General features: G+C 60.9%; 20 protein-coding genes. 8 read left to right on the forward strand and 12 right to left on the reverse strand.

Annotation, left to right across the window (positions count from 1 at the left end; all coding sequences use genetic code 11):
- Positions 1 to 14 precede the first annotated feature (14 nt).
- The gene (locus AC1RL4_RS27670; RefSeq protein ID WP_230172423.1) at positions 15 to 611 is read left to right on the forward strand and encodes a cysteine dioxygenase family protein; all 597 of its coding nucleotides are present in this window, start codon (positions 15 to 17) and stop codon (positions 609 to 611) included.
- Positions 608 to 3,367, forward strand: a complete 2,760-nt coding sequence (gene metC, locus AC1RL4_RS27675; protein WP_230172425.1) for a cystathionine beta-lyase — start codon at positions 608 to 610, stop codon at positions 3,365 to 3,367. Before AC1RL4_RS27670 ends, metC begins: the two co-directional genes overlap by 4 nt.
- Here metC and AC1RL4_RS27680 read toward each other — a convergent pair.
- The 4 genes from AC1RL4_RS27680 to AC1RL4_RS27695 form a co-directional block, all read right to left on the reverse strand.
- Complete coding sequence (locus AC1RL4_RS27680) at positions 3,364 to 4,551, reverse strand: MFS transporter (RefSeq protein ID WP_096480033.1); 1,188 nt, start codon at positions 4,549 to 4,551, stop codon at positions 3,364 to 3,366. The two genes, metC and AC1RL4_RS27680, sit on opposite strands and share 4 nt — an antisense overlap.
- 52 nt (positions 4,552 to 4,603) lie before the next feature.
- Positions 4,604 to 5,302 (reverse strand): dienelactone hydrolase family protein, encoded by a 699-nt coding sequence (locus tag AC1RL4_RS27685; RefSeq protein WP_064618362.1) that lies wholly within the window; start codon positions 5,300 to 5,302, stop codon positions 4,604 to 4,606.
- Positions 5,303 to 5,350: 48 nt separating this feature from the next.
- Positions 5,351 to 5,866, reverse strand: a complete 516-nt coding sequence (locus tag AC1RL4_RS27690; RefSeq protein WP_230172429.1) for an HvfX family Cu-binding RiPP maturation protein — start codon at positions 5,864 to 5,866, stop codon at positions 5,351 to 5,353.
- Between the two features lie 190 nt (positions 5,867 to 6,056).
- Entirely contained in the window at positions 6,057 to 6,686 is a 630-nt protein-coding gene (locus tag AC1RL4_RS27695) for a ferric reductase-like transmembrane domain-containing protein (RefSeq protein ID WP_230172432.1), read from the reverse strand.
- A 228-nt stretch (positions 6,687 to 6,914) separates the two neighbouring features.
- Here AC1RL4_RS27695 and glsB point away from each other — a divergent pair, with 228 nt between their 5' ends.
- The 3 genes from glsB (at position 6,915) to AC1RL4_RS27710 (ending at position 9,996) form a co-directional block, all read left to right on the forward strand.
- Positions 6,915 to 7,823 (forward strand): glutaminase B, encoded by a 909-nt coding sequence (gene glsB, locus AC1RL4_RS27700; protein WP_018929762.1) that lies wholly within the window; start codon positions 6,915 to 6,917, stop codon positions 7,821 to 7,823.
- 74 nt (positions 7,824 to 7,897) lie between these two features.
- Positions 7,898 to 9,400 (forward strand): aldehyde dehydrogenase family protein, encoded by a 1,503-nt coding sequence (locus AC1RL4_RS27705; protein ID WP_230172436.1) that lies wholly within the window; start codon positions 7,898 to 7,900, stop codon positions 9,398 to 9,400.
- Between the two features lie 245 nt (positions 9,401 to 9,645).
- Positions 9,646 to 9,996 carry a BON domain-containing protein gene (locus tag AC1RL4_RS27710; RefSeq protein WP_081625598.1) on the forward strand — a complete coding sequence of 117 codons (351 nt, stop codon included), beginning with the start codon at positions 9,646 to 9,648 and terminating at the stop codon, positions 9,994 to 9,996.
- A 118-nt stretch (positions 9,997 to 10,114) separates the two neighbouring features.
- On the opposite strand, the gene AC1RL4_RS27715 is transcribed toward AC1RL4_RS27710, so the two are convergent.
- On the reverse strand, positions 10,115 to 10,774 hold the full coding sequence (locus tag AC1RL4_RS27715) for a carbonic anhydrase (protein WP_019579449.1): 660 nt from the start codon (positions 10,772 to 10,774) through the stop codon (positions 10,115 to 10,117).
- Positions 10,775 to 10,979: 205 nt separating this feature from the next.
- Positions 10,980 to 11,447: a cyanase gene (gene cynS, locus AC1RL4_RS27720; protein ID WP_018929757.1), complete on the reverse strand. Its 468-nt coding sequence runs from the start codon at positions 11,445 to 11,447 to the stop codon at positions 10,980 to 10,982.
- 118 nt (positions 11,448 to 11,565) lie between these two features.
- Here cynS and cynR point away from each other — a divergent pair, with 118 nt between their 5' ends.
- On the forward strand, positions 11,566 to 12,450 hold the full coding sequence (cynR, locus tag AC1RL4_RS27725) for a transcriptional regulator CynR (protein ID WP_493120598.1): 885 nt from the start codon (positions 11,566 to 11,568) through the stop codon (positions 12,448 to 12,450).
- A 1-nt stretch (position 12,451) separates the two neighbouring features.
- Here cynR and AC1RL4_RS27730 read toward each other — a convergent pair whose 3' ends face one another.
- The 4 genes from AC1RL4_RS27730 to AC1RL4_RS27745 all read right to left on the reverse strand — a co-directional run bounded on the left by AC1RL4_RS27730 (position 12,452) and on the right by AC1RL4_RS27745 (position 16,323).
- Positions 12,452 to 12,754 (reverse strand): hypothetical protein, encoded by a 303-nt coding sequence (locus AC1RL4_RS27730; RefSeq protein ID WP_019579446.1) that lies wholly within the window; start codon positions 12,752 to 12,754, stop codon positions 12,452 to 12,454.
- A gap of 150 nt (positions 12,755 to 12,904) precedes the next feature.
- Positions 12,905 to 13,234 (reverse strand): hypothetical protein, encoded by a 330-nt coding sequence (locus AC1RL4_RS27735; RefSeq protein ID WP_028940228.1) that lies wholly within the window; start codon positions 13,232 to 13,234, stop codon positions 12,905 to 12,907.
- 537 nt (positions 13,235 to 13,771) lie between these two features.
- Complete coding sequence (locus AC1RL4_RS27740) at positions 13,772 to 14,311, reverse strand: GNAT family N-acetyltransferase (protein WP_204123816.1); 540 nt, start codon at positions 14,309 to 14,311, stop codon at positions 13,772 to 13,774.
- A 62-nt stretch (positions 14,312 to 14,373) separates the two neighbouring features.
- A complete protein-coding gene (locus tag AC1RL4_RS27745) occupies positions 14,374 to 16,323 on the reverse strand; it encodes a DNA topoisomerase III (protein ID WP_028940230.1) in 1,950 nt (649 codons plus the stop codon).
- Between the two features lie 231 nt (positions 16,324 to 16,554).
- Between AC1RL4_RS27745 and AC1RL4_RS27750 the strand changes: the two genes are divergently transcribed.
- Positions 16,555 to 16,917 (forward strand): DUF427 domain-containing protein, encoded by a 363-nt coding sequence (locus AC1RL4_RS27750; protein WP_230172440.1) that lies wholly within the window; start codon positions 16,555 to 16,557, stop codon positions 16,915 to 16,917.
- Between the two features lie 66 nt (positions 16,918 to 16,983).
- Here AC1RL4_RS27750 and AC1RL4_RS27755 read toward each other — a convergent pair whose 3' ends face one another.
- Positions 16,984 to 18,606: an MFS transporter gene (locus AC1RL4_RS27755; RefSeq protein ID WP_096480041.1), complete on the reverse strand. Its 1,623-nt coding sequence runs from the start codon at positions 18,604 to 18,606 to the stop codon at positions 16,984 to 16,986.
- 80 nt (positions 18,607 to 18,686) lie between these two features.
- A complete protein-coding gene (locus AC1RL4_RS27760) occupies positions 18,687 to 20,336 on the reverse strand; it encodes a GMC family oxidoreductase (RefSeq protein WP_230172444.1) in 1,650 nt (549 codons plus the stop codon).
- A 133-nt stretch (positions 20,337 to 20,469) separates the two neighbouring features.
- Here AC1RL4_RS27760 and AC1RL4_RS27765 point away from each other — a divergent pair, with 133 nt between their 5' ends.
- Positions 20,470 to 21,411, forward strand: a complete 942-nt coding sequence (locus AC1RL4_RS27765) for a LysR family transcriptional regulator (RefSeq protein ID WP_493120602.1) — start codon at positions 20,470 to 20,472, stop codon at positions 21,409 to 21,411.
- The last annotated feature ends 25 nt before the right edge of the window (positions 21,412 to 21,436 follow it).

Below are 21,436 nucleotides of genomic sequence, written 5' to 3' on the forward strand. Positions count from 1 at the left end.
CGAGGAGTCTGTTCATGAGTACCGATAACCGTGCCGCCGTCATCGAGGATTTCCTCAAGAAAATCCGCGTCATCCATCAGCATGGCGTCGACCGTGCCGCGTTGACGGAGATCGTCGCTTTGCTCGAAACCCTGGCCGAGCGCCGCGATCTGTTCAATTTCGACGCGTTCCCGGCGCCCGTGCCGGGGCAGGGCAGCACCGCGTTCCGCTACCGTCTGAACGACGATGGCGACACGCCGACGTTGTACCTCAACTCATTGTTGCCGGGTAAAAGTACGATCCCGCACAACCACGAAACCTGGGCGATCATCAGCGCCATCGAAGGCCAGGAAATCAACTACGTCTACACCCGTGATGATGAGGGCCGCGAGCCCGGGTTCACCACGTTGCACCTGGAAAAGGAAGTGATCGTGCAACCCGGCACGTCGATCTCGTTTCTCGGTGAAGACCTGCATGGCATCCGTGTCGAAGGCGAGCAGCCGACCCTGCATTTCCACCTGTACGGTTTGCCGCTGGAATCGCTCAATGGCCGGTACGGGGTCGAGGCCGACGGGCGCATTCTCAATTACAACGCCTCGCAAATGGCGCCGTCGATCAAGGCCTACGCATGAATCGGACCGTAACCCCAGGGCAACTGCAGCAATGGCTGTTCGACGGGCAGGAAATTGCCCTGTTTGATGTGCGTGAGCATGGCCAATATGGCGAAGCCCACCTGTTTCACGGGGTGAACCTGCCCTACAGTCGCCTGGAGCTGGAGGTCCGACGCCTGGCGCCGAATCCTCAGGTGCGGCTAGTGATTTATGACCAGAACGGCGGGGACGTCGCGGCGCGTTCTGCTCGGCGTTTGCAGGCGCTGGGGTACAGCCGCGTGCATATTCTCGACGGCGGTGCCGATGCCTGGCAGGCGGCAGGCCTGCAACTGTTCGCGGGTGTGCATGTGCCGTCCAAAGCCTTTGGCGAGTTGGTGGAAGAAGCCAGTGATACGCCGCATGTCACCGCCAGGCAGTTGGCTGAATGGCAAGCCCGGGGCGAGCCGCTGGTGGTGCTGGACGGTCGGCCGTTCGACGAATACCGCAAGATGACCATCCCCGGTTCTGTCTGCTGCCCGAACGGCGAGCTGGGCTATCGCGTACAGGATCTGGTGCCGGACGACAGCACGCCGATCGTGGTCAATTGTGCCGGTCGAACCCGCAGCATTATTGGCGCCCAGACCCTGATCAATCTGGGATTGAAGAATCCGGTCTACGCCTTGGAAAACGGTACGCAGGGCTGGTACCTGGAAGATTTCCGGCTGGAACATGGCAGCACCCGCCGCTATGCCGATGAGGTGTCATCGAAGACCTTGCCGCAACAACGCCTCGCCGCGGCACAACTGGCCGAGCGGGCCGGGGTAAAAACCGTTGCGGCGGCGCAGGTCGAGCAGTGGGCAGGGGAGGCCGCACGCAGTTTGTTTCTGTGCGATGTGCGCACTGCCGAGGAGTTTGTCGCCGGCAGTCTGTCGGGTGCGCAACACACGCCGGGTGGGCAGTTGATTCAGTCTACCGACCTGTACATCGGCGTGCGTCAGGCGCGGCTCGTGCTGATCGACAGCGATGGTATACGGGCGCCGATCGTCGCCAGTTGGCTGCGGCAGTTGGGGCATGAAGCTTATGTGCTGGAGGGTGGGGTGAGCAGCGGTCTGGCGTTACCGACGCATGAGACGCCCGCACACGAAGCGTTGCCGGTCATCACGGCACAAGCCTTGGCCGATGAGTTGAAGGATGACGCGGTAGCATTGATTGACCTGCGTCCGAGCATGACCTTCCGCAAAGGTCATATCGCCGGTTCGCGCTGGTCGATCCGTTCGTTGCTGGCAAGTGAAGTGGCCGGTGAACAGCGAGCTCTGGTGTTGCTGGCCGATGACCCGCAACTGGCCGCTTTCGCGGCGCTGGAATTGCCGGATGTTCAACGTGCGCAAACCCGGTTGTTGAGCGGCGGTGTCGACGCCTGGCGCGAGGCGGGTTTTGCGTTGCAAGAGGATGCCAACACGCCGCCGGATCAGCAGTGCATCGATTTTCTGTTCTTTACCCATGATCGCCACGCCGGTAACAAGGACGCGGCGCGTCAGTACCTGGCCTGGGAAATCGGCCTGTTGGCGCAAATGAGCGCAGACGAAATCGCCAGCCTGAAACCGCTGCGCGCGCCGTCTCAAGCGACTCGTGATGCGCGGGTGCGTACCCGTCTGGTGCAGGCGGCGCGTACCGAAAAGGGCAGTGGCAGTCGAGGTGTCAACGTGCCCGTCACTCGTTTGAGCACGGTGCTGTTCGACAACCTGGCGCAGATGCGCGATGCCCGTGCTCGCCGTGACCGGGAGCGGGTGTTGAGCTATGGCGCCCGGGGCAATCCGACCGCTTTTGCCTTGGAAGACCTGGTGACGGAACTGGAAGGCGGTTATCGCACCCGCTTGTTTGGCACCGGGCTGGCGGCGGTGGCGCAGACGTTCCTGGCCTACCTGCGGCCCGGCGATCATGTGCTGATCACCGACGCGGTGTATGCGCCCGTGCGGCGTCTGGCCCGCGAACTGCTTGAGCCGTTCGGTATCCAGGTCAGCTACTTCGCGCCTGACGGCAACGGCCTGCAAGCGCAACTGCAAGCCAACACCAAAATGGTCTACACCGAAGTGCCCGGCTCGCTGCTGTATGAACTCAGCGACCTGCCGGCCATCGCCGCGCTGTGCAAACCACGAGGCATTCTGCTGGCCGTCGATAACACCTGGGGCTCGGGCTACCTGTACCGGCCGCTGACGCTGGGCGCGGACATCTCGATCATGGCGTTGACCAAGTACCTGTGCGGCCACAGCGATGTGGTCATGGGCAGCGTCTGTACCCGGCAAGAAGTCTGGCAGCCGCTGGCGTCCATGAGCGACACCTTTGGCATCGCCGTCAGCCCCGACGACGCCTGGCTGGTGCTGCGCGGCGCCCGAACCCTGGCGCCACGCCTGGAGGTGCACGAACGCCAGGCCCTGGAAATCGCTCATTGGCTACAAGCGCAACCGCAGGTGAAACGGGTGTTCCATCCGGCGCTGGCCGATCATCCCCATCATGTACTGTGGCGGCGGGACTTCACGGGCAGTAACGGACTGCTGTCCTTCGAACTGCGCGATGCCGACGCCACGTACGTAGAGCGCTTCATCGATGCGTTGCAGGTGTTTGGTCTGGGCGCGTCCTGGGGTGGCTATGAAAGCCTGATCACCGTCGCCGACACCCAGGATCGCAATAGTGCGGCAGATCGCGCATTGAACCCGGTGCTGCGGTTGCACATTGGCCTGGAAGATGTGGACGCGTTGATTGAGGATTTGCAACGCGGGTTCGCCGCTATCGCGGACTAGGACTTGCGCAGCACAAGCAACAACAGCGCCGCAGCCGCCAGCACCGCCCCGGCGATGAAAGTGCTGGCGGAACCCGAGGTTTCCCATAGCGCGCCAGCCAGTACGCTGGCGATCAACAGGCACACGCCGCTGATCAGATTGAACAGGCCGAACGCCGTGCCCCTGAGATGTTCGGGTGCGGTGTCGGCGATCAGCGTCGCGAGAATGCCCTGGCTGAAACCCATGTGCAGACCCCACAAGGCCACGCCCGCCATCATGGTCATGATTGAATCCGCTTGCGCCAGCAGCAGGTCCGCCAGGATCAGCAGCCCCATGCCGACACACAGCAACTTGGTGCGGCTGATCCGGTCGGACAGCCAGCCGGCAGGGTAGGCAGACACCGCATACAGCAGCGACATGACCACCATCACCATCGGCACCCAAGTGGCCGTCAGACCTGTCTGCTGCGCTTTCAAGACCAGAAAGGCCTCGCTGAAACGGGCCAGCGTGAAGAGCCCGCCAACAATCACCACCCACCAGTAACCACGGGAAAACTCCCGCAGAACCTTCCAGTGGATAGGCGAGCGAAAGGTGTGTTTCCCGGCGACATCGGTCGGTTCTTTGACGCCACCGACAATCAGCGCCACCGATATCACCGCCGGGATCACCGCAAACCACAACACCAGATGGATCTGCCCGAGCCAGAGCATCAGCACGATCGCCAGAACCGGCCCCAGAATCGCCCCCACGGTGTCCATCGACTGGCGCAAGCCGAAGCAGGCACCACGGATTTCGGCGGGGGCGACATCGGCGACCAGCGCATCGCGCGGCGCGCCACGAATGCCTTTGCCGATGCGATCCAGAAAGCGTGCGGTAAATACCACATCAACCGAGTGCGCGAGGGGAAACAGCGGCTTCGACAACGCCGCCAGACCGTAGCCCATCAACAGCAGGCCTTTACGCCGGCCGATAAAGTCGCTGATGGCGCCGGAGAATATCTTGACCACCATCGCCGTCGCCTCGGCGATGCCTTCGATCACCCCGACGGTCAAGGCGCTGGCGCCCAAGGTGGTGACCAGAAACACCGGCAGCAGGCTATGCACCAGCTCGGAAGACAGATCCATGAACAGGCTGACGAAACCCAGGGCCCAGACCGTGGAGGGGATACGCAGTGAGGCTGGTCTGGGTTTTGCGAGGTTGTCCATGCTGGTTTCCGGGGTTGAATGCTAACCGATTGTTGATGTCGGCGATCAGCCCTTAAAGATTCTGACTCAAGAAGATCAACGTATTGCCATGCGCCTCGGCCGCAGCCCGTTGGTTGTAGCTGTCGCGGTGCGAGCAGTTGAAGCCATGTTCGGCCCCTGGATAGACCTCGATATCGACGTCGTCGTTGAACTCGAAACGCTCGGCGATTTGCTTCACGGCGTCGATGGGGATATGGCTGTCCTGTTCGCCGAAGTGCATCAGCAGCGGCACTTTGATTTCACTGGCTCGATCCAGCTGGTTCTGAATGCCACCGCCGTAATAGGCGATCGCCACGTCGACGAAACCGTTGGCTGCGGTGTTGTACGACAGCATGCCGCCGAAGCAGTAACCGATGGAGGCGATCCTGCCGTCGAGCCCGGTATGCGTCTTCAGGGTATCGATGGCCAGTTTGATGTCAGCCTGTGCTTTATAGCGGTCGGTGGCGTTCATCAATTCGACGGCGCGTTTCCAGCCGGCTTCGTCGTAGCCCAGTTCGATACGGTGGCCGTGGCGCCAGAACAGATCCGGCGCTATGACCAGATAGCCATCGGCGGCGTATTGCTCGGCGACCGAGCGGATGTGCTCGTTGACCCCGAAGATTTCCTGAATCAGCACGATCCCCGGCCCTTTACGGGTGTGGGGGATGGCCAGGTAAGCGCCGAAGGTGCCTTCGGGGCTGCTGATTTCGATCCATTGGCTGGTTACGCTCATGATGGCTCCTTTACACAAGTTGGATGGGAGTATCGAGACGCTGGCGTATCAGCGGTGACTGTGCCGCCAGAAGAGTCGAGCCAACAACGCGTCCATGCTGAGTTTGCCGGCCCCCGAGAACAACAACGGCATGAGGGCTACGAGGTAGATCAACGGCAGTTTGAAGTTACCGTGGCCCTTGTTGCTGATGGCATAACCCTGGGCAAGTTCACTCAATGTAGACCAATCGGCCGGCCAGTGGACGGCAGCGGTCGCGACGACTGTGACCACCACTAGAATAATCGCCGAGAGCCGTGTCCCGAGGCCTGCCAGCAAGGTGAGGGCGCAGATCAGCTCGGCCCACATCGCCAGTTCCCAGTTCAGCGTGGCTGGAACGTGGTTGAAGGGAAACGGGAAGCGGTCCTGGATGTCGGCGAACCAGTTCTGGCCGTTCCATTTTTCCAGGCCAGACTCGAAAAACTCCCAGGCCAGAAACAGCCGCAGGGTGAGGGGCGCGATCCAGTTGCCGACGCGCTCGAGGTTCAGGTGCAGGCCTTTGACGGCTGATGAAAGGGAAGTGTTCATGGGTTTGATCTCCGAGGGATTCATTGTGGGAGCGGACTGTGGCGAGGGGGCTTGCCCCCGTTTGAGTGCGTAGCACTCACAAGATCTTTGATGCATCAGAGATTTTGGGGCTGCTTCGCAACCCAACGGGGGCAAGCCCCCTCGCCACAAAAGTCCGATCCCACTGGGGATTGGTGGTGTTGTTGAGGTTTTATTCGGTCAATAGCGTGTTTCTGGCGGACCGTTTGTACTTCTGCGCAACCTTGCCCAGCAGCCGAATGACAATCGCTGAAAACATCAGGCCGAACGGCAGGACGTACCAGGCGCTCAGGGGGATGCGTTTGAAGTTGGAAAAGGTGAACACCGCCGCGATCACCCACATACCGCTGGTATGCAGGGTTTTCCAGGCTTTGGGGCCGATCAGGCGCGCCGTGGTTTTGAATGAGGTCAATGCCATCAACAGAATGAACAGGTAACCGACCGAACCCGGAATATTGCCGACCGTGGTGCGGCCGGGCCAGAATTCGGGGTTCAGTTGGCCGTAGCTGTAGATCAGGATGGCGTGGACCAGATGGGAAAACGCGAAGGCCAGGCCGATGAAGCGTCGCTCGCGCACCAGCGAGCGGCTGAAAGGCGAGGGCACCAGCACCGCCAGGGCCGATGCAGTGAACGCGGCGAGAAACAGCGCAAACGAAGTGCGTGCGGTGGCGCGAATGGCGCTGCGGGTGGCTTCCACCAGATCGGGGTTGAGCAGCAGAATCAGGCCGGTCATCAACAGCACCAGCATGGCCAGCAGGCCAAACAGCGACCAGCCATGGTAACGGGGGACTTGGGTCATCATGACAACACTCCTGAGCAAGGGCCGACCCGGTTTGCCGGTGGTCAGCGGACGACAGAAGTGTTGCAATCAGCTGTATTGGCGATATGTCTGAAAGGCCCCCCGGTGCAAGTTGGTGTATCCCGGGCGGTGAAAGATACATTCCCATACAAAACTGTGATTCAGCGCCGCCCAGCGGCGTCTAGCGACAGTGTCCCCGCAATCCCATGGGGCGAGACTTCGGAACCCGGCATGCAAGCGCTGTTGAACGAGATCCTTGACGCAGTCCGACCGTTGATCGGTCAGGGCAAAGTGGCTGACTACATTCCCGCCCTCGGCGAGGTACCGGGCAATCAATTGGGCATTGCCGTGTATGGCAATGATGGCGAGTTGTTTTGCGCGGGGGACGCCGACACGCCGTTCTCGGTGCAGAGTATTTCCAAGGTGTTCAGCCTGGTGCAGGCCATCGAACACTCCGGCGAAGCGATTTGGGAACGCCTGGGCCACGAGCCGTCCGGCCAGCCGTTCAACTCACTGGTGCAGCTGGAATTCGAGCGCGGGCGCCCGCGCAATCCCTTCATCAACGCCGGTGCGCTGGTGATCTGCGACATCAATCAATCGCGCTTTGCCGCGCCGGCATTGTCGATGCGCGATTTTGTCCGGCGCTTGTCCGGCAACCCGAACATCATGGTGGACGGCAAGGTCGCCGAATCCGAATACCAGCACCGCGCGCGTAACGCGGCCATGGCGTATCTGATGCAGTCGTTCGGCAACTTCCATAACGATGTCGAGGCGGTGCTGCGCAGCTACTTCAGCCATTGCGCGCTGCGCATGAGTTGCGTGGACCTGGCCCGGGCGTTCTGCTTCCTGGCCAACGACGGTTTCTGCAAACACAGCGGCGCACAGATCCTCAGCGCCCGCCAGACCCAACAAGTCAACTCGATCATGGCCACCAGCGGGCTGTACGACGAAGCGGGCAACTTTGCCTATCGCGTCGGTCTGCCGGGCAAGAGCGGCGTGGGCGGGGGCATCGTCGCGGTGGTGCCGGGGCAATTCACGGTGTGCGTCTGGTCCCCGGAATTGAACGCCGCCGGTAACTCGCTCGCGGGCATGGCGGCGCTGGAGTTGTTGAGTCAGCGGATTGGTTGGTCGGTGTTCTAGAGCGGTGTGGGCATGACGCTGCGGGAAATTTGCTATACATTTTCCGACCGCCCCCTGCATGGTGAAACCGCTTCATGTCTCTTGCGCTCGAACGTCTAGTCGCTGGCACGCCGATCCCATTTGCCGGTAATCGTGTCACTGTCGTCAGCCCCGAACTGGCGGCGCGCTTTCAGCCCGGCGACCATCTGCTGGTGGAGCAGGTCAGCGGCGAGTTGTTGCTGATCCCGGTGGCGGATCAGCAGGCGGCGACGGTCGCCATCGAGCGCGCCGAGGCGGCGTTTGCCGCAATGTCCAGCGTTTCGGATCACGCCATCAGCGAGTTCTTCGATCGCTTCGCGCAACGCCTGGAAACCCCGGAATGCTGGGCCTTGATTGCAGCCGCCAACCTGTCCGACATCGAGCGGGCCAAGGCGCGCGGGCGTTCCACCACGCGATTGCTGGCCGATGAGCGCATGCGCCGCGACATGATCGCAGGCCTGCGGGCCTGGCGCGATGCACCGGCCACCCGCGGTCAAGTCGTGAGCTGCGTCGAGCACGAGGGCTGGAAAGTCGAGCAGGTGGTTTCGCCGCTGGGTATCGTCGCTTTTGTGTTCGAAGGTCGGCCGAATGTCTTCGCCGACGCCGCCGGTGTATTGCGCACCGGTAACACTGCGGTGCTGCGCATTGGCAGCGACGCGTTGGGCACCGCCCAGGCCATCGTCACCCATGCGTTGAATCCGGCACTGGCCGATGCCGGGTTGCCGAGCGGTGCAGTGTCGCTGGTCGAAAGCGTCAACCACGCGGCTGGCTGGGCAATGTTCGCCGACCGGCGCCTGTCGCTGGCCGTGGCCCGTGGTTCGGGGCGTGCGGTCAGCCAGTTGGGCAGCATCGCGCAACAGGCCGGCACCGCCGTCAGCCTGCACGGCACCGGTGGCGCCTGGCTGATCGCGAACAAAGACGCCGATGCCCAGCGCTTCGCCGCCGTGGTGCGCAACTCTCTGGACCGCAAAGTCTGCAACACCCTGAACGTTTGCCTGATCCACCGCGACCGAGCTGCCGAACTGGTGCCGCTGTTTCTCGATGCACTGCAACAGGCCGGCACCGCGCGGGGCCAAGGCTGCAAACTGCACATCGTCGAGGGCAGCGAGCAGCATTTGCCGAGCGATTGGCGCACCGCGAGCGTCGAGGTGTACCGCGCCGAAGGCTATCAGACCGAAGCTCAGGCCGAACCGTTGCCCGAGGACCAATTGGGCCGGGAGTGGGAATGGGAAGAAACCCCGGAAGTCAGCCTGAAGATCGTCGACGATCTGGATCAGGCCATTGCCTTGTTCAACCGCTACAGCCCGCAATTCACCGTGTCGCTGATCAGTGAAGATGCCCAGGCGCAGGCGCGTTTCTACAACGCGGTCAACGCGCCTTTTGTCGGCAACGGGATCACCCGCTGGGTCGACGGACAGTACGCGCTGAACAAGCCGGAACTGGGGCTTTCGAACTGGGAGAGCGGTCGCCTGTTTGCGCGCAGCGCGATTCTCTCGGGTGATGGCGTGTTCACGATCCGCAGCCGCATGACCCAGACGAGTCTGTCGGTCAAACGCTGAGACGCGCAAACCTGTGGGAGCGTGGCTTGCCCGCGAAAGCGGTGTGTCAGGCGACATCAATGTTGACTGACACTCCCTCTTCGCGGGCAAGCCACGCTCCCACAGGAATTTCGTCGCTCTTATTAACTTACCGGCATCAGGGACAGCCCTCTGACCGCAGGCAACGGCACGCACTATACTTATTGTGTGTCCGTGCCTGCGCGGGGACGGACAGCGCATCTGATTACGTGTGAGAGGATTGCGCCATGAAACTTCATGACTTCCAACATTACTCCCATGGTCTGGAAACGGTCGTTCACGACACGTGGATTACCACCCGGGTAAAGTCGGCCCTGGCATTGGCCGATACCACTCTTGGCCTGAATGTCCATGTCAAAACCCATGCGGGTGCGGTGGCATTGAGCGGTCGCGTCAATACCCATAGACAGTGTGAGCACGCTGTTGCTCTGGCCCGTTCGGTTCCTGGTGTCGTCAACATCGATGCCAGCGAATTGCTCACTCATGTGTTCACGCCAGGCAGTTTTCCAGAAGCGCCCAACGCTGAAGACACACCTGAACGTCGGCCACAATCGTCAGCCAAGACGGACGACAAATAACAGGGGCGATCGTGTGAGTGGCACATTCCCGGCCGGGAAACGAGGACGGGCGCAGTAGCGCGCCTGTCCACTTTGTAACGCTGCGCCAAGCCTGGTGCAGCTTGTGCGGTCGACACCTTCAGGCGGCTTCGACTGTTTTGCCGTGCACGGCGCAAGTGCCGGGGTGTTCGGCCAGCGACACGAAGCTGTGACTGCCGGCATCCAGGGCATCGACCGAGCCGGTTTCGATGTCATAGACCCAGCCATGCAGGTTCAACAGGCCTTTTTCCAGGGCCAGGCGCACGCTCGGGTGGGTTTGGATATTCGCCAGTTGGGCGATGACGTTTTCCCGCACCATCGAACTGACCTTGGCCGCGTCGCTGGCATGAGGGCGGGATTCGTTGATCACCTTGGCCGACTCGGCGTGCTGCAACCAGCCGCTGACGGCGGGCAGGTGATCCATGCATTTGCACTGGGCAATGGCGGTCATGGCGCCACAGTCCGAATGCCCGCAGATCACGATGTCCGTCACGCCCAATACCGCGACCGCATATTCCACCGTGGCCGACACGCCGCCCGGATGCGGGCTGTAAGAGGGCACGATATTGCCGGCGTTGCGCACCACGAACAGTTCGCCGGGTTCTTGCTGGGTCAGCAGCTCCGGTACCACGCGGCTGTCGGAACAGGTGATGAACAAGGTGCCGGGATGCTGGGTGGTGGCCAGGTGTTTGAACAGGTCGGTACGTTGCGGAAACGCTTCTTTCTGAAACTTCAATAAACCTTCGATGAGCGCTTTCATGGCGGACTTCCTTGCAATGAATGAGGGGGCGTAGCAGCTGCCGAGCCTGCGAGGCTGCGTTCGGCGGCGGAGCCGTCGTTAACACGGTGCACGCGGTTACCTGAAAGACCGCGCTGTTTGATTTCGCGACTGCTTCGCAGCCGAACGCAGCCTCGCAGGCTCGGCAGCTGCTACGGGGTATCGCTTGCTAAAGGTGGCCAGTTACTTAGAACGGACGCAGCGGCAGGAACTTGCCGTCCAGGGTAATCACGGCGCGGGAGCCGCCTTCCGGGTCTTCGACCTTTTTCAGGTCCAGCTTGAAGTTGATCGCGCTGATGATGCCGTCGCCGAACTGCTCGTGAACCAGGGCTTTGAGCGTGGTGCCGTAGATCTGGATCATTTCGTAGAAGCGGTAGATGGTCGGGTCGGTCGGAACACCCGACAGGCTGCCGCGCAGCGGGATGATTTGCAGGCGGGCCACGGAGTCGGCGTCCAGCTCGAGTTTTTCGCCGATCACTCTGGCGGCGGCTTCCGGCAGTGGATGTTGGCCGAGCAGGGCGGCGGTGACGTAGGCCAGACCCAGGCCGGTGCCGTCGGTCAGATCCTGCCAGGACAGATTCTTGCGCGCCTTGGCATCGAGGATCGAAGTGGTCAGGGCCAGACTAGTGTCCTGGTAAGCGTGGGACTGTTGCATGGTGTGACTCCTATCGGTTGTGGCTGGAAAGTGGAGCCATCTTCGGTTGATTGATTCATAGCGTCCAAGATCGATATACAATGTTTTGCATAAGTACTGCCTATAGATGATAAATCCCATGCTGCTCCGACATTTACGCTACCTGCTGGCGGTCGCCGACCACGGCGGCTTCACCCGCGCCGCGGAGGCGTTGCACGTCTCCCAACCGACACTGTCCCAGCAGATCCGGCAACTGGAGGAAACCCTGGGTGTCAGCCTGTTCGACCGCACCTCGCGCACGGTCAGAGCGACCGACGCGGGGCAGGCCTATATCGAATGCGCCCGGCGGGTGCTGGTGGAACTGGAAGCGGGTAAACGCGCGCTGCATGACGTGAAGGACTTGTCTCGCGGCACCTTGCGACTGGCCATGACGCCAACGTTCATGGCGTATCTGGTGGGGCCGCTGGTGCGCGATTACGCGGCGAAGTTTCCGAACATCCATCTGCAGATTTTCGAGTTGTCGATGGATGACATCGAGGCGGGGTTGCTTGATGACTCGCTGGACATTGCCATTGCCTTCACCCCGGTGAGGAGCCCGGATATCGAGTGCGTGCCGGCGTTTGTCGAGACTCTGGGGGTGGTGGTCGGGCACTGTCATCCGTTGTACGAACGGCAGATCCCGCTATCGCCCAAGGAGATGGCGCAATTGGAATTCGCGTTGCTGACGCCGGACTTCATCACCCGATCCTCAGTCGACGAGTATTTTCGGCAACAGAGCATCACGCCCAAGGTGGCGATCGAGGTGAATTCGGTGAGTACGTTGCTGGAGGTCATTCGCCACACGCCGATGGCCACCATCCTCCCGGAGCCCATCGCCACGGCGGAACGGGCATTGTGCCGGATTGAATTACAGGGCGAGGTACCCCGGCGCGACGCGGCATTGCTGCGCAGGAAGAACAACTATCACAGTGCCGCGTCTGTGGCGTTCGCGAACCTGGTGATGGCCGGCAGCACCAGCGTGTGAATCAATCATCCACCGACTGGCAGATGCCATTGCCGCCTTTCTTGCTGGTATAGGTCACGGCTACCGTATCGTCATCCGCGATGCTGATCGAGATCGTCACATCCGGCCCCTTGGCCTCGAAAAGGCGATCATTGATCATTTTGGTCTGGGCTTCTTTGCTGTTGATCATCACCGGACCATCCTGGTCGGCGTGGACCATGATTTTCCCGGGGCAGTCCACATCGAAGGCGGGAACGCCGGGAACACTGTTCCCATAAGCTGCACTCGCCAATGCCAGTAGCATGAATGTCAGGGTTGTTTTCATCGCAGACCTCCAGCGGATAAACCGATGTCCAGCGCACTGTTAACCATAGCTCTGTTCTTTTGACCCGGTGCGAAGTTAGAGGTGCAGACGCAAAAGACAAAAAAGGCCCCGCTCGATAACCGAGCGGGGCCTTCTTGTATTTGGGGGAGATCAGTACAACCGATCAATCACCCGAACTTCATTCTGGTTCTGCATCGAGGCCCAGGCCTGCTTCAGCGTTTGCAGCACGTTGCCGATGAAGTCCTTGTCGGCCGCGGCTTTCTTGCCGACATAGCCCTGGCCGCGACGGTACATCTTCAGACGGGCCAGCAGGTTCTGGTTGTTCTTGTCGAACTCTTCTTCGTGGGCATGGGGCGACAGGCAGTCGATATGGACCTGGCCCGATTTGCTGATCCACAGAATATGGCTGTCTTGGCTGTCTTTTTGCGCAGCGAACAAGCGAGCCAGTTCATCGATAGTAGGTTGATTGTTCAGATTCATAGTAAGCCCCTTGACCATTTGGTGATCTTTCAAAGTTGATTCGCTAATACAGGTAGCCCATCGGTTAGTTGATCCCTGGCACCGAAACCAGGACGTCAGCGGTCGACCGTCAATACGACGGGGTTACGCGTCTGTTGCATGTAGTCGTGTTGAATAACTGCTACGCAATAGCGTCACAACGAAGAGAAGCAGCGAAAACCTGGAGGCCACTGCCGACGTTTTCAGGGTCGGCCACAAGCTTCATGAGGATTGATCGCCAGCGCTTCTCGCCCTTGTACTGGACGTTCAGGCCAGGTCAGCTTCTTCAATCTGCCTTGTGGGCAGCGTGTATCCGGGAAAAACAGCTCGGCGGTCAGACGAACTTGCTCAAACGTGTTGCCTGTACTCCCGATCGGGGAGACGTCTGCATCATGCAAGGGCAAATCGGAGGCGTCAACGGTTTTGTAGTGATTATTTTTGTTCACTACATATTGTCGGACAAAGTGGTTTTGGAATTAGAAAGTCAGCGTGGCCAGCGCTTGGAGTCTTCGGCAGCGCTTACCCGGGCCCCGGAGGTGTTGCCGAAGGCTGCGATCTTTCAAAGCGGTAAACGGTGCATGGATAACCGTCAATCGGCAGTTGATGCACGGTGAACGCTCCGCCCGTGAGATCGGGCATCACCCTGGCCCAGAACAGCCGCGCAGGCTGGTTGGCATCGATGTGGAAAATCTGCCATTGACCGGGGAACCGGCTCAAGAGGGCAGAGACGACAAACTTCGCGACACCTTGGCCACGAAAGCGTCGACTGACAAAAAAGTAGCCGATGTTGTACTCGGCGCCGACGATATGGGTTTCGTCATCCACGGTCACGAACCCCGCCAGCTCGCCGTCGACCTTGATCAGAAAAGGCCGGGTTGCCGGGTTGCGCCAGTAGTCCAGTTTGGGCTGGATGTTGAAGAAACCATGCTCCCCGAGCTTCAGAGGCAGCCATTCACTGAAATCGTACACGTAGAACTGCATCAGGTTTTCGATGGTTTCCAGTTCGTCGCGCTGGGCGGCGTGCAGTTCTATCGAGGGCTGGCTCCTGATTGTCGCCATGGTCGTACCTTCGGTGTCTTAACTGACATTGAAGAACACTAGACCATTTCGATTCGCTGCCCTCAAACCTTGCCCGCCGGTTTCGCCGCGCGCTTGGTTCCAGTCGAAGGCTTGCGTTTGGCGGGTTTGCGTTTGTTCTTCCACGGTGTGGCGCTACGCCCGGCCGGGCTTGCCGGCCCGCTGATGGTCAGGTTCAGGCCGGCGCAGCGTGCCACTTGCTTGCTCATCCACGCGGCCTGTTTGGTGACGAATTCTTCCAGGCTCATTTCACCGCTCTGCACCATGTCCAGCGCCTGTTCCCAGATTGCCGTGGTGCCGGGGTCGGCAATCGCTCGCGGCACCGCATCGATCAGGCTGAAAGCCGCCGGCGTCGCGGCCAGGGCCTTGCCGTTCTTGATCAGATAACCGCGATCCAGCAGGCCCTGGATGATCGAGGCGCGTGTGGCTTCGGTGCCGATGCCGGTGGTGTCCTTGAGCTTTTGCTTGAGCAGCGGATCTTCCACCAGTTTGGCGACGTTTTTCATCGCCTTGATCAGATCGCCTTCGGTGAATGGCTTGGGCGGTTGGGTCCAGAGGTCCTTGAGTTTCACGTCGGCCACCGCGCAGTCACGCCCTTCGGCCAGTGTCGGCAGTGTTTGCGGTGCCGGTGCTTCGCGGCCCTTGGCAGGCGCGAGGGCTTCGGGCAGGGCGCGTTTCCAGCCGGGCTCGACAATCTGCTTGCCCACGGCGCGCAAGGCCTCACCGGCACAGTCGAAGTCGGCCTGGGTCCGGTCGTATTCGTGGTTGGGCAGGAACTGCGCCAGGTAACGCGCACGAATCAGGGTGTAGACCGCCCGTTGCTTGCCCGCCAGTCGGTCGAGGTTCTTCGCCGCGGCGGTCGGAATGATGCCGTGGTGTGCGCTGACCTTGGCATCGTTCCAGGCTCGCGAGCGGCGTTGCGGCTCCAGATAATCGTGCAAGGCGTTCAGCGCCGGGTCGGCTTGCCGGAGCGCCGCCAGAATACCCGGCGCTTCGCTATGCTGACTCAGGGGCAGGTAGCCGCAGTCGCTGCGCGGGTAGGTGATGACTTTGTGGGTTTCATACAGGGCCTGGGCGATATCGAGGGTTTCCTGGGCGCCGAGCCCGAGTTTTTTCGAGCAGACTTCCTGCAAGGTGCCCAGGTCGAACGGCAGCGGCGCGACTTCGCGCATGCGCTCGGTACGCAGCTTGATCACCCGAGCGCTCGCCGCGTTGCCAATGGCCGCAGCCGCCTGCCGGGCCAGCGCCTGATTCAGGCAGCGATCCTGATCGTCGCAGGCGTCCGATGCTGCACGCCATTGGGCCATGAATGCCGTGCCATCGTGCAGCAGTTGCACGTCGATGGCCCAGTAGGCCACCGGGACGAAATCGGCAATGCTGCGGTCGCGGTCCACCACCAGGCGCAAGGTCGGCGTCTGTACCCGACCGACCGGCAACACGCCCTGATAGCCGGACTGACGCCCCAGCAGGGTGAACAACCGACTCATGTTCATCCCGATCAACCAGTCGGCCCGGGAGCGCCCCAACGCCGAATGATAGAGGCTGAACGTCTCGGCCCCCGGCTTGAGCGCCGCCAATGCCTTGCGAATCGACGCATCGTCCAGTGCCGACAACCACAGCCGCTGGATCGGCCCGCGATAACGGCAATGCTCCACCAATTCCCGGGCGATCATCTCGCCCTCACGGTCGGCGTCGGTGGCAATCACCAGTTCACTGGCCTCGCCGAGCAGGCGTTTGACTGCCTTGTACTGGCTGGCCGTGCGCGGCTTGACGGTCATTTTCCATTTTTCGGGAATGATCGGTAGATCCGCCAGCACCCAACGCTTGTAGCGCGCGTCGTAGGCATCTGGTGGAGCGGTTTCCAGCAGGTGGCCGATGCACCAGGTCACCGTGACGTCCGTTCCCAGCCAGCAGCCGTCGCCCCGACGCCTGGCGCCGAGCACGGCCGCGATGTCTTTGGCCTGGGAAGGTTTTTCACAGAGGTACAGCCGCATAACCACCATCGCCGATCAGGGTTCGAGAGGTGCACAGAATGGCGGGTGATGAGCGATGGAGCAATCTTTATCTGTATGGATGTACAGCTTGAGCTGTTGCGTTTGATGACAGCGGTCAATCCAGCGACTGAAGCACGCTCCGTTCGGCTGCGAAGTACTCGCGATACCAGAACATGGGGTATACCTGTTGGGGCGCGGAAACCGCACAACAGCAACAGAGGAACCTACTTCATGAAAGTCCCAGGTGCCGGTAGTCCCATCTCCATCGTCCCCCAACCCGGCTGCGTGGTGGTGAAGTTCCATGGCATTCAAGTGGCGTCGTCCACTCGGGCGCTGGTCATGCATGAGACCAATTATCCTCCGGTCTACTACATCCCGCGGGAGGACATCGCCGAACAGTATTTCGCCCGCACCGACCACACCAGCTATTGCCCGTACAAGGGCGATGCCAGCTATTACAGCCTGCAGATCCCCGGGCATGAAAGTGCCAACGCGGTATGGAGTTATGAGCACCCCAAGGTGTCGGTTGCGCAGATTGGCGGGTATGTGGCGTTCTATCCTGACGAAGTGACGTTTGAGGTGCTCAAGACCTGATGTGCAGAAAACATTTTGTGGCGAGGGGGCTTGCACCCTCGCCACAAACTAACCTCCCGTTAGCGCTCAGTTTTTATCAAGGTCCACGTTCTTCGTCTCGCGCAAACACATCATCCCCACCACCAGGCTCACCCCGGTAATCACCACCGGGTACCACAGCCCGTAGAAAATATCCCCGGTGTACACCACCAGGGCAAACGACACCGTTGGCAGGAAACCACCAAACCAGCCGTTGCCGATGTGATAGGGCAGGGACATCGAGGTGTAGCGGATGCGGGTCGGGAACAGTTCGACCATCAGCGCCGCCAGCGGGCCGTAGCACATGGCGGAGATGATGATCAGCGCGACGATCAACACCACGATCATCGGTTTATTGATCAGCTGGATGTCGGCTTTTGACGGATACCCGGCCAGGGTCACTGCGCCACGCAGGGCCGCTTCGTCAAAGCCGTCGAGCTTCACGTCACCGACGCTCACCTGCACACCGCTGCCGGTCGGGGCCGCTTCGCTGTTGTACGGCAGGCCCTGTTTGACCAGGAAGGTTTTGACCTTGTCGCACGGGCTATCAAATTTCGCCTTGCCCACCGGGTCGAACTGGAAGGTGCAGGTGGCCGGGTCGGCCAGTACGGTGATCGGTGCCTGACGGCTGGCCTGGTCGATGGCCGGGTTGGCGTAGTGGGCGATGGACTTGAAGATCGGAAAGTACAGTGCAGTCGCCAGCAGCAGGCCGATCATCAGCACCGGTTTGCGTCCGACCTTGTCCGACAGCCAGCCAAAAAAGATGAAGAACGGCGCGCCAATGATCACGCTGACAATCAGCAGACTGTTGGCCAGGGCCGGGTCCATTTTCAGGAACTGTGTGAGAAAGAACAGCACGTAGAACTGCGCGGCATAGAAGGTCACCGCTTGCCCGGCGTTGATGCTGAACAGGGCGATCAGCACCACTTTAAGGTTTTCCCATTTGCCGAAGGAGTCGCGCAGCGGCGACTTGCAGAGTTTGCCTTCCTCTTTCATTTTCACGAACGCAGGCGACTCGTGCAGGCTCAGGCGAATCCAGGTGGAAATGCCCAACAGCACGATCGAAAACAGAAACGGGATGCGCCAGCCCCAGACTTCAAACTGGTCGCCGGTGAAATAACGGCAACCGAGCACCACCAGCAGCGACAGCAGCAAGCCAAGGGTGGCGGTGGATTGAATCCAGCTGGTGTGGAAGCCGCGTTTGCCGATCGGTGCGTGTTCGGCGACGTAAGTGGCAGCGCCGCCGTACTCACCACCCAGCGCCAGACCTTGAAGCATGCGCAGCACCACGAGGATGATCGGCGCAGCGATGCCGATGCTCGCGTAGGTCGGCAGCAAACCGACGCAAAAGGTTGCAAGGCCCATGAGGACGATGGTCGCGAGGAATGTGTATTTACGCCCGATCATGTCCCCCAAGCGTCCGAACACCAGCGCACCGAACGGCCGCACGATGAAGCCGGCGGCGAAGGCCATCAGCGCGAAGATGAACGCCGTGGTGTCGTTGACCCCGGCGAAGAACTGTTTGCTGATGACCGCCGCGAGGGCGCCGTAGAGGAAAAAGTCGTACCACTCGAACACCGTCCCCAGGGACGAGGCGAAGATGACTTTCTGGGTTTCCTGACTGGTGCCCGCGCTGCGGACGGCTTCCAGGGGCTGAACATGTTCTGACATATCGGTATCCCTCACAGTGATTGTTTTTGTTGTTCCACTGTCGACGCCAGCCTTGTGGGCGGGTGCCGCTATTCCTTTGCTCAAGAGACTGCGGTCAGTGCTTTTTCGTCAGGGGCAAAACTCCTTGCGGTTGTTTTGAGTATCAGTTGCGCGGCTTTCTCGGCGATCATCAATGTCGGCGAGCAGGTGTTGCCCGAGGTGATGCGCGGCATGATCGAGGCGTCGGCGATGCGCAGGCCGGGGATGCCATGCACGCGCAGCTCAGCGTCGACTACTGCGTCCGCGTCGTTGCCCATCCGGCAGGTGCCCACCGGGTGGAAAATAGTGGTGCCGATCCGGGCGGCGGCTTCGTGCAATTGCTCTTCGCTCTGCAAGCTGTCGCCGGGCAGGTATTCCACCGGTTTGAACGCTTGCAGGGCGGGGGCGCGAACGATGCGGCGGGTCAGGCGGATCGCGTCGGCTGCCACGCGCAAGTCTTCGGGATGGCTCAGGTAATTGGGTTGAATCAGCGGCGCTTCTCGCGGGTCGGCGGAGCGAATGTCTATGCGCCCACGGCTTTGCGGGCGCAGATCGCAGACCGACGCGGTGAAGGCGGGGAAGGCGTGCAGCGGTTCGCCAAAACGCTCCAGCGACAGGGGTTGCACATGGTATTCGAGGTTCGCCGAGGTCTGTTCCGGCCCCGAACGGGCGAAGGCGCCGAGTTGGCTTGGCGCCATCGACAACGGGCCGCTGCGGTCATACAGATAACGCAGGCCCATGCCCATCTTGCCCCACAGCGTGCCGGCGATCTGGTTCAGGGTGCGGGCGTTTTCCAGTTTGTAGATCAGCCGCAGTTGCAGGTGATCCTGCAGGTTGCCGCCCACGCCGGGCAGTTCATGGGCAACGCCGATACCGAGTTGTTGCAACAGCGGGCGAGGGCCGATGCCGGAACGCTGCAGGATGCCGGGTGAACCGACGGAGCCGGCACACAGGACGATTTCCTTGCGTGCCTTGAAGGTTTTCGCCTGGCCTTGCCAGCGTGCGCTGACCGCCGAGGCACGGCCGTTTTCCAGCAGCACGCGGTCGACTTCAACGTCGGTCAGCACCGTGAGATTGGCGCGGTGGCGGATCGGTTTGAGAAACGCCTTGGCCGCGTTCCAGCGCACCCCGGCTTTTTGGTTGACCTGGAAATAACCGCAACCTTCGTTGTCGCCCCGGTTGAAGTCATCGATGCTGGCAATGCCGCTTTGTTCGGCAGCAGTGCGGAAGGCATCGAGAATCGGCCACGACAGACGTTGCCGCTCGATCCGCCATTCGCCAGCGGCGCCGTGAAATTCCGAATCACCGGCAAAATGGTTTTCGCTCTGTTTAAACAGTGGCAGCACGTCTTGCCAGCCCCAACCGGGATTGCCCTCGGCCGCCCAGCTGTCGTAGTCGCCAGCCTGGCCGCGCATGTAGATCATGCCGTTGATCGAGGAACAGCCGCCGAGCACCTTGCCGCGCGGGTAGCTCAGGGCGCGGCCTTGCAGGCCCGGTTGCGACTCGGTCTTGAAACACCAGTCGGTGCGCGGGTTGCCGATGCAGAACAGGTAACCCACGGGGATATGAATCCACGGATAGTTGTCGCGGCCGCCGGCTTCGAGCAGCAACACGCGGTGTTGCGGGTTGGCCGACAGTCGATTGGCCAGCAAACACCCGGCAGGGCCGGCGCCGACCACGATGTAGTCGTATTCATCAAGGGAAGTCTGCATCCCTGACCTCGTATTGTTGTTCTTGTTGTCGGTCATCCTAGTTGTTAGCTTTCGTTAAAAGAATGTTAGTTTTTGCGCAGCTGCTGTGCGTTTTTAAACAGCGTCATTAACGGCATAACGTCAAGGATGGTTCATGTTCGACTGGAATGACCTACGGTTTTTTCTCGAATTGCAGCGCAGCGGCCGCTTGCTGACCGCCGCCCGCCGCTTGAACACCACCCACGCCACCGTGGCCCGGCACATCGAGGCCATCGAAAAAAGCCTCGGCACCGCGCTGTTCGTCCAGCATGCCCAAGGCTACGAATTGACCCCGGCTGGCGAAGCGCTGCTCAAGCATGCCGAGGCCATGGAAAACGTCGCGTTGCTGGCCCAGGAAGAAATCACCCAATCCACCGCGCCGCTGGGCAAGATCCGCGTCGGGGTAACGGAGGGGCTGGGCATCATGTTCCTCGCCAGCCGCATGAACGGCTTGTTCGAACGCTATCCGGGGTTGGAAGTGGAACTGGTGGCGGTGCCGCGCTTCGTCAGCATTCTCAACCGTGAAGCGGAGATCAGCATTCACTTGGAACGCCCGGCCGCCGACATGCTGGTCACCCGCAAACTCACCGACTATCGACTGGCGCTCTACGCCAGTCAAGCCTATCTGGACCGCTCGCCACCACTGCGCAGCCGCGAAGACCTCGGCCGCCACGCGTGGATCGGTTACGTCGACGACTTGCTGTTCAGCCAGGAACTGATGTTCCTCAACAGCTTCTGCCGCAACCCCCAGGTGGTGTTTCACAGCACCAGCGTCATCGCCCAACAACAGGCCGCACGCTCGGGCCTCGGCATCGCGGTGCTGCCGTGCTACATGGCCAGCGCCGATCCTGAACTGGTGCCGTTGCTGCCGGACGAAAGCATCCAGCGCAGCTATTGGATCAGTACGCGGCGCGAGCTGCACAAATCGGTGCGGCTGCGGGTGTTGTGGGATTACGTGGTGGAATTATGTGAGCGTGAGCAGGCTCTGCTGCAAGGCACCGTTCCCCCTGTAGATACTCTGTTCACGGTCAAGCTTTTAGTAGATGTTTTTCGCTGAAAAGCTTGGCCGTATCGAAATCCTC

Source organism: Pseudomonas sp. GW822-FHT07A10 (genome assembly GCF_058798795.1).

Bases quoted from the DNA above. Each gene is read 5' to 3' on its own strand.
- AC1RL4_RS27670 (WP_230172423.1), top strand. From the start codon at position 15: ATGAGTACCGATAACCGTGCCGCCGTCATCGAGGATTTCCTCAAGAAA.
- metC (WP_230172425.1), top strand. From the start codon at position 608: ATGAATCGGACCGTAACCCCAGGGCAACTGCAGCAATGGCTGTTCGAC.
- AC1RL4_RS27680 (WP_096480033.1), bottom strand. From the start codon at position 4,551: ATGGACAACCTCGCAAAACCCAGACCAGCCTCACTGCGTATCCCCTCC.
- AC1RL4_RS27685 (WP_064618362.1), bottom strand. From the start codon at position 5,302: ATGAGCGTAACCAGCCAATGGATCGAAATCAGCAGCCCCGAAGGCACC.
- AC1RL4_RS27690 (WP_230172429.1), bottom strand. From the start codon at position 5,866: ATGAACACTTCCCTTTCATCAGCCGTCAAAGGCCTGCACCTGAACCTC.
- AC1RL4_RS27695 (WP_230172432.1), bottom strand. From the start codon at position 6,686: ATGATGACCCAAGTCCCCCGTTACCATGGCTGGTCGCTGTTTGGCCTG.
- glsB (WP_018929762.1), top strand. From the start codon at position 6,915: ATGCAAGCGCTGTTGAACGAGATCCTTGACGCAGTCCGACCGTTGATC.
- AC1RL4_RS27705 (WP_230172436.1), top strand. From the start codon at position 7,898: ATGTCTCTTGCGCTCGAACGTCTAGTCGCTGGCACGCCGATCCCATTT.
- AC1RL4_RS27710 (WP_081625598.1), top strand. From the start codon at position 9,646: ATGAAACTTCATGACTTCCAACATTACTCCCATGGTCTGGAAACGGTC.
- AC1RL4_RS27715 (WP_019579449.1), bottom strand. From the start codon at position 10,774: ATGAAAGCGCTCATCGAAGGTTTATTGAAGTTTCAGAAAGAAGCGTTT.
- cynS (WP_018929757.1), bottom strand. From the start codon at position 11,447: ATGCAACAGTCCCACGCTTACCAGGACACTAGTCTGGCCCTGACCACT.
- cynR (WP_493120598.1), top strand. From the start codon at position 11,566: ATGCTGCTCCGACATTTACGCTACCTGCTGGCGGTCGCCGACCACGGC.
- AC1RL4_RS27730 (WP_019579446.1), bottom strand. From the start codon at position 12,754: ATGAAAACAACCCTGACATTCATGCTACTGGCATTGGCGAGTGCAGCT.
- AC1RL4_RS27735 (WP_028940228.1), bottom strand. From the start codon at position 13,234: ATGAATCTGAACAATCAACCTACTATCGATGAACTGGCTCGCTTGTTC.
- AC1RL4_RS27740 (WP_204123816.1), bottom strand. From the start codon at position 14,311: ATGGCGACAATCAGGAGCCAGCCCTCGATAGAACTGCACGCCGCCCAG.
- AC1RL4_RS27745 (WP_028940230.1), bottom strand. From the start codon at position 16,323: ATGCGGCTGTACCTCTGTGAAAAACCTTCCCAGGCCAAAGACATCGCG.
- AC1RL4_RS27750 (WP_230172440.1), top strand. From the start codon at position 16,555: ATGAAAGTCCCAGGTGCCGGTAGTCCCATCTCCATCGTCCCCCAACCC.
- AC1RL4_RS27755 (WP_096480041.1), bottom strand. From the start codon at position 18,606: ATGTCAGAACATGTTCAGCCCCTGGAAGCCGTCCGCAGCGCGGGCACC.
- AC1RL4_RS27760 (WP_230172444.1), bottom strand. From the start codon at position 20,336: ATGCAGACTTCCCTTGATGAATACGACTACATCGTGGTCGGCGCCGGC.
- AC1RL4_RS27765 (WP_493120602.1), top strand. From the start codon at position 20,470: ATGTTCGACTGGAATGACCTACGGTTTTTTCTCGAATTGCAGCGCAGC.